The organism is [Clostridium] ammoniilyticum, assembly GCF_025566905.1.
GTDB classification, from domain to species: domain Bacteria; phylum Bacillota_I; class Bacilli_A; order Erysipelotrichales; family Coprobacillaceae; genus Faecalibacillus; species Faecalibacillus intestinalis.
The window spans coordinates 63,052-76,067 of record NZ_JAOQJR010000010.1 but is presented as its reverse complement, the minus strand read 5'-3'; the positions used below and the strand labels follow the sequence as shown (position 1 = coordinate 76,067).

At 28.3% G+C, this 13,016-nt stretch carries 15 protein-coding genes; 7 read left to right on the top strand and 8 right to left on the bottom strand.

What is annotated here, in order from left to right:
- Positions 1-2 precede the first annotated feature (2 nt).
- Genes OCV55_RS10080 through OCV55_RS10065 form a run of 4 tightly spaced genes read right to left on the bottom strand, consistent with a single transcriptional unit; the run spans position 3 to position 2,802 of the window.
- Positions 3-473 (bottom strand): DUF4860 domain-containing protein, encoded by a 471-nt coding sequence (locus tag OCV55_RS10080; protein ID WP_032089514.1) that lies wholly within the window; start codon positions 471-473, stop codon positions 3-5.
- Entirely contained in the window at positions 466-801 is a 336-nt protein-coding gene (locus OCV55_RS10075) for a type II secretion system protein (RefSeq protein WP_032089515.1), read from the bottom strand. Before OCV55_RS10075 ends, OCV55_RS10080 begins: the two co-directional genes overlap by 8 nt.
- A gap of 13 nt (positions 802-814) precedes the next feature.
- A complete protein-coding gene (locus OCV55_RS10070; protein WP_147580531.1) occupies positions 815-1,861 on the bottom strand; it encodes a type II secretion system F family protein in 1,047 nt (348 codons plus the stop codon).
- 14 nt (positions 1,862-1,875) lie between these two features.
- Positions 1,876-2,802, bottom strand: coding sequence for a transglutaminase domain-containing protein (locus OCV55_RS10065; RefSeq protein WP_032089517.1), 927 nt, complete (start codon positions 2,800-2,802; stop codon positions 1,876-1,878).
- Between the two features lie 149 nt (positions 2,803-2,951).
- Between OCV55_RS10065 and OCV55_RS10060 the strand changes: the two genes are divergently transcribed.
- From OCV55_RS10060 to OCV55_RS10040, 5 genes are read left to right on the top strand one after another with little or no spacing between them, the layout of a single operon-like run.
- A complete protein-coding gene (locus OCV55_RS10060) occupies positions 2,952-3,149 on the top strand; it encodes a hypothetical protein (protein WP_022001418.1) in 198 nt (65 codons plus the stop codon).
- Positions 3,150-3,208: 59 nt separating this feature from the next.
- A complete protein-coding gene (locus OCV55_RS10055) occupies positions 3,209-5,146 on the top strand; it encodes a P-type ATPase (RefSeq protein ID WP_147580530.1) in 1,938 nt (645 codons plus the stop codon).
- Positions 5,147-5,184: 38 nt separating this feature from the next.
- Positions 5,185-6,003, top strand: a complete 819-nt coding sequence (locus OCV55_RS10050) for an RluA family pseudouridine synthase (RefSeq protein ID WP_147580529.1) — start codon at positions 5,185-5,187, stop codon at positions 6,001-6,003.
- 12 nt (positions 6,004-6,015) lie between these two features.
- The gene (locus OCV55_RS10045; RefSeq protein ID WP_032089520.1) at positions 6,016-6,537 is read left to right on the top strand and encodes a tRNA (mnm(5)s(2)U34)-methyltransferase; all 522 of its coding nucleotides are present in this window, start codon (positions 6,016-6,018) and stop codon (positions 6,535-6,537) included.
- 53 nt (positions 6,538-6,590) lie between these two features.
- Positions 6,591-6,866 carry an HPr family phosphocarrier protein gene (locus tag OCV55_RS10040; RefSeq protein ID WP_022001414.1) on the top strand — a complete coding sequence of 92 codons (276 nt, stop codon included), beginning with the start codon at positions 6,591-6,593 and terminating at the stop codon, positions 6,864-6,866.
- A 23-nt stretch (positions 6,867-6,889) separates the two neighbouring features.
- Here the strand turns inward: OCV55_RS10040 and OCV55_RS14140 are convergent, their stop codons facing one another.
- Genes OCV55_RS14140 through OCV55_RS14130 form a run of 3 tightly spaced genes read right to left on the bottom strand, consistent with a single transcriptional unit; the run spans position 6,890 to position 8,186 of the window.
- Positions 6,890-7,381: a solute carrier family 23 protein gene (locus OCV55_RS14140; RefSeq protein ID WP_394802865.1), complete on the bottom strand. Its 492-nt coding sequence runs from the start codon at positions 7,379-7,381 to the stop codon at positions 6,890-6,892.
- Between the two features lie 35 nt (positions 7,382-7,416).
- The gene (locus OCV55_RS14135; protein ID WP_394802863.1) at positions 7,417-7,884 is read right to left on the bottom strand and encodes a solute carrier family 23 protein; all 468 of its coding nucleotides are present in this window, start codon (positions 7,882-7,884) and stop codon (positions 7,417-7,419) included.
- A complete protein-coding gene (locus OCV55_RS14130) occupies positions 7,869-8,186 on the bottom strand; it encodes a solute carrier family 23 protein (protein WP_394802862.1) in 318 nt (105 codons plus the stop codon). Before OCV55_RS14130 ends, OCV55_RS14135 begins: the two co-directional genes overlap by 16 nt.
- Before the next feature lie 180 nt (positions 8,187-8,366).
- Between OCV55_RS14130 and mraY the strand changes: the two genes are divergently transcribed.
- On the top strand, positions 8,367-9,344 hold the full coding sequence (gene mraY, locus OCV55_RS10030; protein WP_032089521.1) for a phospho-N-acetylmuramoyl-pentapeptide-transferase: 978 nt from the start codon (positions 8,367-8,369) through the stop codon (positions 9,342-9,344).
- 1 nt (position 9,345) lies between these two features.
- Positions 9,346-10,689 (top strand): UDP-N-acetylmuramoyl-L-alanine--D-glutamate ligase, encoded by a 1,344-nt coding sequence (murD, locus tag OCV55_RS10025; protein ID WP_032089522.1) that lies wholly within the window; start codon positions 9,346-9,348, stop codon positions 10,687-10,689.
- Positions 10,690-10,909: 220 nt separating this feature from the next.
- Here murD and OCV55_RS10020 read toward each other — a convergent pair whose 3' ends face one another.
- Positions 10,910-12,961: an elongation factor G gene (locus tag OCV55_RS10020; protein ID WP_147580528.1), complete on the bottom strand. Its 2,052-nt coding sequence runs from the start codon at positions 12,959-12,961 to the stop codon at positions 10,910-10,912.
- Positions 12,962-13,016: the final 55 nt, after the last annotated feature.

Sequence of the window (13,016 nt, the reverse complement as noted above, 5' to 3'; positions counted from 1 at the left end):
CTTTATTTTGATTGGATTGCAACATTTGTATTAATTTCTTTATGATCTACAATACATGAAAAATGGTATAAATAAGGATTGATTTGTTGCATTTTTAAATGTGATACAGGCATTATTTTTTTACCATCATCTTTATCAAATTCAAGTTGATTAGAAATAAATAACTCTTTTAAATAACCCTTATCTTCATAAAGATAAGTTGTATATTTGCCTTGACTATAAGATGACTTTAATACCAAAACATCTTTTTGATCAATTTGTTGTAATGAAACACTGTCTATCAAATCATTTTGATGTATTTTTTGAGTAATATAGGATAGAGCAGTGCGTGTTTGATAATTACTTTGTTCTAATTGAACGGTCTTTCTATACGTATGAAAAGAAAGAATTAAAACAATAAAACAACTACTGATAAAAACAAAGAATAAAGCAATTGGAAAAATCATATCAATTACATGTTTATTTTTATTCATATGCTCCCTCCTTCCTGATGACAACGATATCAGGAGCAATATTTTCACCGAGCACTTGATAATCTACAAAAAAGATTTTCTTATTATAAGTTAAACCGTATTCTTTTTCTAAAACATTTAAACTTTCTGGATAGTGACCAACAAGAACATAATACTGACTAACGCATCTTTCAATGGCCGTTTCTAAATTGGTTTGTTGTTCATCTATAGATTGTTTAGACATAGATTGAACACCATAATTAAATAGACCAGCAACACTTAAAAAAATAATGACAGAAATAACAATATTTTTAAAAGGATGATTTCTTTTTTGATTTGTGAATCTCATAAAAAGTACCTCCCTATATATTTGACATAATTCCTAAAAGTGGCAACATGACAGATAATAAGATAACTCCAACAATAATAGAAAGGATAATAACAAGTGTTGGTTCTAAAATATTAATATACGAGCTTATTTTTTCATCAATTTCATCTTCTAATTGATTAGCAATATCATCCATAATAGAATCTACTTTACCGGCTTTTTCAGCAATATTCAACATTCTAGCTTGAACACCAGTAAAAATATGACTATCATGAAAAGCTTTTGCTAGACTCGATCCTTCATCTAAAAGATTTTGGCAATCATTGATTTCTTTTTGAAAATGTTTGTCATAAATAAGTTCTTTGGATAATTCGATACAACGATCAAAAGGGAGCCCACTTTTTAAAGAAAGAGACATTCCTCCAGCTAAACGACAAGCATATATTTTATGAAATAAATTTTTTATACCTTTAAAATGATAGAAAATAGTTTTAAATTTTTCTTTTCCTTTTTTATTGTGTAATAAATAAAAGATAAAACCAATTACAATTAATAAAATAATAATAAAAACAGCAGCATACTTAGATAAAGTATTTCCAAGTAAAAGAATTCCTTTAGATAATCCAGTCATCTCATGACCTAATTGTTGAAAAACTTGATTAAAAATAGGCATTACTTTTGTCATTAAAATAACAATAATGACAACCATCATCAAAATCATGATCATTGGATAAGTAATAGCATTCTTTATACTTTGTAAAATCATTTCTTCTCTTTGATAATGATGAGACAATGCATCCATAACTTCATCATTTCTTCCAGTTTCTTCACCGATTTCTAGCATCTGGATCATATAATCAGGAAAAACAGATGTTTTCTTTAAAGATATAGCAAGTGAAGATGTCATTGTTAAATCTTCATAGATTTTTTCTAAAAGTTGTTTTTCATTTTCATTTTGACTATCTTCTATCATCATAGAAATACCTTCTATTGGTGAAATACCAGCTTTTAAAATCATAGACATTTGTTTACAAAAGCTAGATAATTCTAAATTTGTAAGTACTTCATTCTTTTTATTCATAAATATCATCCCCTCTAATATGTATATTTTACTATATATTTACTACCATCACCGATATATTTTTTTACATCTTTACTTTTATTATTCGCTCCTAAAGTTGGGTCTAATAAAGACCAGTCTTTGCCATCAAATTCAATAATATTGTCTATCCAACCAGTTTCATCTACATAACAACTAATCCAGGCATGATATACTTCACCAACATAACCTACTTCGAGTTTTGTAGGAATTCCTTGAGATCTAAGCATCGCACAAGTTAAAGAGGCATAGTCGAAACAAATACCTGTTTTATCATTTAATGTTTGATCAGGATCAGGGACATAACCATATTGTACATTATTTGCTTTTTCTTTATCATATTTTATATTTTTAATAATGTAATTATAAACATTTGAAACAACATCTAAAGATGAATAGCATTTTTTAGCGAGTTGTTGTGCTTTTTTGACACAAAGAGAATCTTTATTAAATGAAATATAATAATTAGAATAAAGAAATGGTAGATACTCGTTTTCTAAAGAGACATCTATTTGTTGTGTAAAACAAGTTGCATAGAGATTTTTAGTCAGATCAACGGATTCTAAAACAGTTATTTTATAAGTACCATTTCCTCCTGGTAAAGGATATGTAACAAATTGATTTAAATACGTAACAGGATATGTATAATTATTTTGATCAGGAGAGGTTACTTGTATTTTAACTTTTTCATTATGTCCACTATAATTAACCATAATATATCCTGAAGATGTATGTGACGCATCAACACTTACGTTATTTTCTTGATAAGTAACTTGATAGTCGGTAGAAGGTAAATATAATTGTGGAGATGAATCACGTAATTTTTTTGATTCCTTTTTTGAATCATTGTTTGAACAGCCGGTAATACAAAAAAGACATGTAATTGTAGAAATAAAAAAAATAAATAATTTTTTTATTTTCATAAAATGCCCCCTTTGCTTATTCATCATTTATTATATCATATTCAAAGGAAGTTTGTCATAAATAGAAAGCTGATGTACAATAATAAAGAAATGAGGTGATCATCATCGCAAATTCAGGTAAAAGATGTTTATGTAGATGTATAAAGTCAATGAACATCATTATTGGAAAAGAAGAAAATACTTTATTTGAAAAAGGAGCAATCTATGATTGTGTTATTAAAGGAGAAATAAATGAACAACTTTATTATAAAGTATATGGTGATGAGTTCACTTTATCTTGTACAGAAAAAGAATTCCATCAAAATTTTTTGATTATCAAACATAAAAAGACGAATGAAGGAAAGTAGAAATTTTGAATTTTATAAGAAGTATGATAAAATAAGTTGCATAAAAAGGAGTAAAGAATATGGAACGTGTATATTATATTGATCATGTAAGTAATGATGATATTAATGCTTTATCTTTAAAGTTAAATAGTATGCAAGAAGTGTCACATATTAAAATAAATAAGGATTCTATTTCGTTTAATTGTGCACGACCAGATAATATACAAAACTATTTAGATGAATCAAAGATGGATTATGTACTTCAAGAAATGGTCAATCGAAAGAAAAGAGAGTATGTTTCTAATCAAGCAAAAGTAGAAAAAATCTTCATGTTTACGAATTTGGAAAATGAAGAAGATGCACACGAAATACAAAACATTCTTTCTAAATATAGTGTTTATGAAAATGTTCAATTAGATTTTCAAAACAAACTTTTAACATTAACAACTTCAGCAAAAGCATTACCTCGTATTTCACGTATTGTTGAAAATGTTAATCCTGAAATACAAGTAGAACAATGGAAAAAGCCCTTTAAATCACAAGATTTATTTAATGAAAAATATGTACAAAAGTATGCAAGAATTGCTTTATTATGTGTAGGTATTGCACTTGGATTGGTTACTTTTGGAGATACTTCATTTTTAACTTATGTAGGATGGATGATAGCTTTACTTATTTGTAATGAAAAAGTACTTGTTGAAGCTAAAAGAGATTTACAGTTAAAAAATTATTTATCAGAAAATAATATCTTTTTATTAGCTTGTTTTATGGGATGGATCTATGGAGCATTTATTGAAGCGTTGGTTGTTTCTATCATGTATCAAGCTGGTAAACAATTGATTATGCAAGTAACACAATGGTCTATGGAAAAGATCGATGATTTAGTAGCGCATCAAAACTTAGGAAGAAGATTACGTAAAGGAAAAGAAGAAATGATTCCTTTAGGTGACTTTGATATTGGAGATGTTATCGTTGTCAATGAGGGTGAAACCATTCCTTTAGGTGGTAAAATTATTAAGGGAAATGCTAAATTGGATGTTTATGCCATTGATGGTAGTGATGTATGTATTAAATCAAAAATTGGAAATGAAGTTTATAGTGGAACTGTTGTTACAGAAGGATATTTACATGTAAAAACAACAGCTTTATATGAAGATTCAGCAATGTCTAAAGTTTTAGATATTGCGATGAATGCACCAATGTCTTCATCACATACAGAAAAAATTATTTTTAAAGTTTCTGATGTTTATTCTAAAGCTTTAATTATTGTTGGTTTAGTATGCTGTGTTGTTTTACCATTAATAAATTTAACAGATAATTTAAAATATATGTATTTAGGAATTATTATGTTGACTGTTTCTGGAAGTTTTGCCTATGTTCAAGGAGCATCCTTTACTTTACTTGCGGGAATAGCTAAAGCATTCTCTAAAAAAATTGCGATTAAAGAAAATAGCGGGTTGGATGATTTAAATACATGTACAACAATTATCTATGATCGTTTTGATGGTATTGAAACAACAGAAGAAGAAATGGATCTTTTTGAAAAAATAAAAGGATTACATAAATCATTGATTATTTTTAATGACGGACCGGTTGATTTAGAAAATGATGAATATACAATTTATAACAATTATAGTGTTGAACAAAAATTAAAAGTTATGGATAAAACACTTGTTGCTGGACCTGTTGCTTATATTGGAGATTGTGATAAAGATATTGCTTTACTTCAAAAGGCTTCTGTTGCCATTTCTCGTGGTGGTGTGCATAATGAAAAAGTACAACGTAATAGTGATATTATGTTGACGGATTCTAATTTTGATACAATTATTGATTTATTAAAAATAGCTAGAAAACAAAAGAGTATTAATATTGGAAATACTTTTATTGGGATTGTGATTAGCTTGCTTGTTGTATTATTAGCAGTTATTTCATTTATTCCTTGGTGGGTAGCTTGTTTAATTTATATTTTAGAATCAATACTTGTTTTATTGAATTCACAAAATATTGTAAGAATGTAAAATGCAAAGATTTCTTTGCATTTTTTTAGGAGAAAAAAATGAAAGTAAAAAAAGAAATGTTATTAATGGATTATCTATTATTATCTTATAATCGCAAAAATGCTAAAAACTTATTAAAATATAAACAAGTTTATGTAAATAACCAACAAATTAGTCAGTTTGATTATTTATTACATGAAAATGACCAAGTAGAAATCAAAAAAGAAAATACATCTTCATTAGAGATTTTATATGAAGATCAAGAATTTGTTGTAATCAATAAACCTTCTGGTTTATTAAGCATGTCAGATGGTAAAGAAAAAGAAAAAACAGCTTATCATTATGTAAGTGAATATTTAAAAAAACAAGACAGAAAACAAAAAGTATTTATTGTTCATCGTTTAGATCGAGAAACATCTGGTGTTTTAATGTTTTGTAAAAATGAAAAAATAAGAGATTTATTACAAAAAGATTGGAATAAAATCGTTTATTTAAGAGGCTATATGGCTTTAGTAGAAGGTAAAGGCTTAAAAAATGGAACATTAAAAAACTATTTGGCAGAAAGTAAAAGTCAACAAGTTTATGTTACAAGTAAAGAAAAAGGGAAACTTGCGATTACGCATTATAAAGCCATTAAAGAAATGAAAAACCAAACCCTTTTAGAAATACAATTAGATACAGGTAGAAAAAATCAAATCAGAGTTCAATTATCAAATATTCATCATCCAATTGTTGGCGATAAAAAATATGGAGCAACAATGAATCCACTGAAAAGGCTTGGATTACATGCACATGCATTTGGTTTTATTCATCCTGTTACTAAAAAGAAATATGAATTTAAGGTGGATTGTCCAAAAGGATTTTATGGTAAAAAATAAGAGGTGAAGAAAATGGAATCTATGATTGAGTTTGTACATCAAAGGATAAAAAAACATAAATATCAAAACGGGATTGATTTTACGATGGGAAATGGTCATGATACACTGTTTTTAAGTGATTATTGTCATCATGTTTATAGTTATGATATTCAATCATTAGCGTTAAATAATACAAAAGAATTAGTAAAGAGAAAAAAGAATATTACTTTATTTTTAAAAAGTCATGAATATTTTGATGAAGATGTTCGAGATTTTGAGGTTGGAATTTTTAATCTAGGTTATTTACCAGGTGGCAATCATGAATGTGTAACACAGTATGAAACAACCTTAAAAACAATAAAAAAAGCTTTGGAACATTTAGTCAAAGGTGGATGTTTGTATGTGGTTGTTTATATTGGACATGATCAAGGGAAAGAAAGTACAAATTTGGATGCATATTTTCGTACTTTAGATCATAAACTATATAATGTAGCAAAGTTTGAGATGATGAATAAAAACAATTCGCCATATGTTGTTATTATTGAAAAAAGGTAAATCAAATCAGTAAAAACGTGCTATAATAAATATATAGAAAAGGGGAGATTATTATGGCAAAAAAAGTGAATATTGAAATTACAAATCCTGTAGGTCTTTATGCTTCTCCAGCTACTGAATTAGTGGATGCGGTTAAACTTTATAAAAGTCATGTGACGCTCAATTATAATGAAAAATCAGTAAATATGAAGTCTTTAATGGGTGTTTTGTCTCTTGGAATTCCTCATAAGGCAAAAATTGAAATTGTTGTAGAAGGTGAAGATGAAGGTACAGCAATGGATATGATTGTTGAAAAAATCAAATCACTTGAAATTGGAACGATCCAATAATAAAAATACGCAAAAGCGTATTTTTATTTTATCTTTTTAATATCCATATCTTTAGGTAAAACAAGACTTAGAATAATTGAAACAACAAAAACAACAGCAACGCAATTTCCAGCAAAAACATCTTGAATGATTTGTGGAAAAATATGCCCAATATTAGCTTCTGTTCCTGAAGTAAATCCAATTCCAACAGTTAATGATAAAGCAACAATTGTTACATTTCTTTGATTAAATACAGCTTTAGAAATCATTTCAATTCCACTTGTAAGAATAGTACCAAACATCATAATTGTACAACCACCTAAAACAGATTCAGGCAATGATGAAAAGAAATTACCAATAGGTGGAAGTAAACCGGCTAAAATCATACAAATAGCTCCTGTAGCAATCGTAAAACGATTGACGAATTTTGTCATATTGATTGAACCAACATTTTGACTAAAAGAAGTAATCGGTGGACAACCAAATAATGATGAAATAGAACTACAAAAACCATCACAAGCTAAAGAACCAGAAATTTCTTCTTCTGTAACTTCACGGTTTAATCCTGAGTTTACAAGGGCTGAGTATCACCAATCGTTTCAGCAGCTGAAACTAAGAAAATAACGACGACAGCGATAATCGCGCCAAGATCAAACTTTATTTTAAAAGGAAATAGATGAGGTAAAGCAATCAATCCACCATTAAAAATAACAGATAAATCTACTTTTCCCATAAAAATAGCAAGAATATAGCCAACAATTAAACCAAATAAAACAGATAATTGTTTCCAATATGATTTTGCGAAAATATTAAATAATAAACAAGCTACTAAAGTGATAATCCCTAAAAGTAAATTTTTAGCAGAGCCAAAACTTTCACTGTAACCTCCACCAAAAGAACGTGTTCCAACAGAAAAAAGTGAAAAACCAATGGACGTAACAACAGATGCAGCAACGATAGGTGTAATAATTTTTTTCCAATAACGTGCAAGTAGTCCTAAGCAACCTTCAATTAGTCCACCTATTAAAACTGCACCCATGAATCATAAGTAGCACCTACATAGGTTAAGATAGCTACAAAAGCAAAGCTGACACCCATAACAATAGGTAAACGTGAACCGATTTTCCAAATAGGATATAATTGAATCAAAGTTGTAATTCCTGCAATAAACATTGCATTTTGTAATAAAAATGCAATTTCTGTTTGTTTTAAACCAGATGCAAGACCAATTAAAGTAATTGGTGAAAGGTTAGCAACAAACATTGCTAAGATATGCTGCAATCCAAAAGGAATTGCTTTTAAAATTGGAACTTTACCATCTAATTTGTAAAGATTTTCCATACTTGTATTGTTTTCTTTTATAATTTCCCCCTTATTAATAAAAGGTAGTGAATTCTAATATGTCTTTATAAGAAAAATGATAATTTTCAAAAAAAGAGAACGTTTTTTTTAGAAATTTGAAGGAGATAAAAAAGTGTGGTATAGTGTAAAAGAAATAAAGAGTGAAGGGGAATGAAGTTTATGGAAAACTTTATAAAGTTAATGTTGGCATTTGGTATTGGACTTTTATTAGTTTTACTTGCAATGCCTAAAGTCATCCCATTTCTACATAAAATGAAATTTGGACAAGTAGAAAGAGAAGAGGGATTAGAATCACATAAGAAAAAAGGTGGAACACCTACAATGGGTGGTGTTGTTTTTGTTTTAGCGGCAGTGATTGCGGCGTTTGTTGTAAATTATAAAAATATAACAAATCCTAATTTGATTTTAATTACAATTGTTTTAGTAGGTTATAGTTTAATTGGATTTATTGACGATGCTTTAATTATTTTAAAACATCAAAATGAAGGATTGAAAGCATGGCAAAAATTCTTGATGCAAGCTATTTTGGCAGTAGGATGTTATTTGTATCTAGAAAATTTTGTACCTGGTTTTACAACAGAAGTGACTATTCCAATTGTGAAAGTAAATATTGATTTTGGTTGGTTCTATGCTGTTTTAGTATTTATTATGTTTACCGGTGAAAGTAATGGTGTTAATTTATCTGATGGTTTGGATGGTCTTGCGACAGGTCTTTCAATGGTTGCAATTGCACCATTTATCATCTATGCTATTATGATTAAAGATTATACGATTGCAAGTTATGCTACAGCAATGGTTGGAGCATTACTTGGATTTATGTATTTTAACTATCATCCTGCACGTATTTTTATGGGAGATGTTGGTTCTCTTGGACTTGGTGGATTTTTAGCTATTTTAGCAATCCTAACAAAACAAGAATTATTGTTAATTGTTGTTGGTGGTGTCTTCTTAATGGAAACTTTATCAGTAATTATTCAAGTTGTTTCTTTTAAAACAAGAGGAAAACGTGTCTTTAAAATGGCACCAATTCATCATCATTTTGAAATGTTAGGTTGGTCTGAACAACAAGTAACGATTTCATTTTGGTTTATTGGATTTATTTGTGGTATTATCGCTATTGTGATAGGAGTTATGTAAAATGTTAACAGGGAAAAAGGTTTTAGTGATTGGTCTTGCTAGAAGTGGTAAGGCAGCAGTCAAGTTATTACAAAAGTTAAATGCAACAATTACAATCAATGAAGGAAAAGAATTAGAAAAGATTGAAGGATATCAAGAATACTTGGATGCAGGTATTGAAATTATTGCTGGTGGACATCCAGATGAACTTTTTGAAAGAGACTTTGATTTTGTTGTTAAAAATCCAGGAATTAATTATCATAAACCTTTTATTTTAAGATTAAAGGAAAGAGGTATTCCTGTTTATACAGAAATTGAATTGGCTTATCAAGTAGCTAAAAAACAACATTATATTGCTGTTACAGGTACAAATGGTAAAACAACAACTGTTACTTTGATTTATGAAATATTAAAAGCACAATATGAACATGTTCATTTTGCAGGTAATATTGGTAAACCTTTATGTGATGTTGTTTTAGAAAATAATTTATTAGAAGAAGAAAATCATTATATTGTTATTGAAATGTCTAATTTCCAATTACTAGATATTGATAAATTTAGACCAGAAATTTCAACTGTTATTAATTTAACACCTGATCATTTAGATTATATGGCTTCATTAGATGAATATTATGCTTCTAAGATGCGTATTTATGAAAATTGTGAAAGTGATGATGAAGTTTTTGTTAATAATATTGATGATGAAACTTTACAAGAATATTTACAAAGATATCATGTTTATTGTTGTGTTTTAACACAATCTTTAAATAAACCAGCTGATTGTAGCATTATTGATCAAGCGATTTATTTTAGAGGGGAACATATTATTGATTTAAAGGATATTAAGATTGTAGGAGATCATAATGTCCAAAATATTATGATTGCGACTACTATTTGTTTAGTTGCTGGAGTAAGTCCTCGAGTGATTAAAGATGTTGTGAGTCATTTTAAAGGGGTTGAACATCGTATTGAATTCGTTAGAGAATATAATGGTGTTAGAGTTTATAATGATTCAAAAGCAACAAATACAGATGCAAGTATTATTGCTTTAAAAGCTTTTAAACAACCGGTTATTCTATTAATGGGTGGTTTTGATAAAGGATTAGACTTACAAGAAATGTCTACTTATAATTCATGTATTAAAAAGCTCGTGACTTTTGGAGCGGCAGGTAAACGTTTTAAAGAAGATATGCATCATCAAGATGCTTATTATGAAGAAACTTTAAAAGATGCTGTTAATAAAGCATTTGAAATAAGTGAACCAGGAGATATCATCTTACTTTCTCCATCAACAAGTTCATTTGATGAATTCAAGGGTTATGAAGAAAGAGGTAGAATTTTCAAACAATATGTAAATGAAAAATAAGAGAGTACAAAGCATACTCTCTTTTTTTAATATTGATGTAAGGAGCTTTCTTGATTTAATTGCATCATATGTTTAAAGATAATTCGTCTCATATTTGTTTCACATTTAATTCACAAATATTTCTTTTTTATCATTTTATCTTCTTTTTTCCTTCTTTCAATGGACGGATAGTCCAAAAAAAGAAGTCCCTTAGGACTTCTTGAAATACGTTTATAAAGTTTTACTTTTTTAACAATCTTTCTACTAAATCATCATTCACGATTTCATATCCATCAAAATGATAATCATACAATCCTTGACCTTGAGTAATAGAACGTAAATCAATCGCAAATTCTAATATTTCTACTTGAGGAATACGACAAACAAGTTTGATTAAACTATCGTCTAAACTATCAGTTTCAAGGACTTTACCACGTTTTTTATTAACATGTGACATCAAATCACCTAAATATTCTTCATCAATATAAATATTTAAAATGACATAAGGTTCTAATAAACATGGATCAAGATGTTTCATCGCTTCTTTAAAACACATCATAGTTGCTGTTTTAAAAGCTTGTTCACTTGAATCTACACTATGATAAGAACCATCTAATAAAGTAGCTTGTATACCTAAAACAGGATAATGACCAATAACTCCTTCTTTAACACTTTCAATCAATCCTTTTTCAACAGCAGGGAAATAAGCTTTTGGGACAGCCCCACCAAATACTTTTTCTTTAAATGTATAAGATTGACTATAATCTTTTGTTGGTTCAAAAAGAATTTCTACTTCACCATATTGACCATGACCACCTGATTGTTTTTTAAACTTTGTACGTTGAGTATAACTTTTACGAATTGTTTCACGATAAGAAATTTTCATATCACTTAATTTAACATCAATTTTAAATTTAGATTTTAATTTAGCAACAACACTTTCTAAATGAATATCTCCAATACCATAAATACATTGTTGTTTTGTTTCATGATTATTTTCAAATTTTAGAGTTTGGTCTTCTTCTAATAATCTTGTAATACCACTAGCAATCTTTTCTTCATTTGCTTTACCAATAGGTTGAATAGCTTTACCATAATATGGTTTAGAAAAATGAATAGATTGGTATTTCATACGATAATCTAATGTACATAAAGTATCATTTGTTGAAGAATGAGAAAGCTTTGTCATACATCCAATATCACCAGCACATAATTCATCAACTTCAATAAGTTCTTTTCCTCTTTTTATGTAAAGTTTATTCACTTTTTCAACTTCATTTTTATTGACATTTAATAAAGACATTCCTGTTTGAATATGACCTGTACAAACTTTAAAAAGTGATTCTCTTCCTACAAAAGGATCAACAATTGTTTTAAAAATGAATAAAGAAGGTGGTAGACTTTCGTTAAAACCGATGATATCTTCTTCATGTGTATCAATATTTTCTACAATGATAGAATTACATGTATCACCTGCAGCAGGGAAGAAAGCAACCATTGAATTTAATAAAATTTGAATACCAATATTACTTGTTCCACATAAAACAGGAATCAATGTTTGATTCATAACTCCTTGACGTAAAGCCCAAGAAATTTCTTCTTTAGTAAAAGGTTCTTCATTTAGAAATTTTTCTAATAAATCATCATTTGTATTAGCGACAGCTTCATCAATCATTTCTTTGATAGGCATAACTTCATCCATCATATCTTCAGGAATAGGGAAAGGTTCTGTATGTTCTCCTTTAAAAATACGACCTTCCATTTTAGCTACGTTAATATAACCTATCATTTTATCATGATCCATGATAGGAACTTGAATTGGTGCAATTCCTTTACCATAGGCTTTTTTCAATTGATTTAATTTTTCTTTATAATTGGCATCTGGATTATCTAAGCCATTAATATAAATAATTTTAGCTTTATCTTTTGCTCTAAACATGGCTTGCTTTGTACCAATACTGATATCCTTATAAGAAGGAACAACAATGACAGCTGATTCTGCAACGTGTAAAGCAGCTTCTACTTCTCCTACATAATCAAAATTACCAGGAGTATCTAATAAATTAATTTTACAATAATCCCATTCTAAGGGAATAAGTGATAAATTAATTGAAGATTGACGTTTAATTTCTTCAACGTCATAGTCAGAAATAGTTGTTCCTTGACTAATAGTTCCTATTTGTTGAGAAATTCCTGCACGTTTTGCCATGGCTTCAATAACGCTTGTTTTTCCTGAACCAAGATGTCCTAAAACAGCTACATTTCCAATATTATTTGAGTGATATAAATTCATAGACATTCCCCTTTCTTATATAACTATTTATATTATACAATGATTTCTTTATATA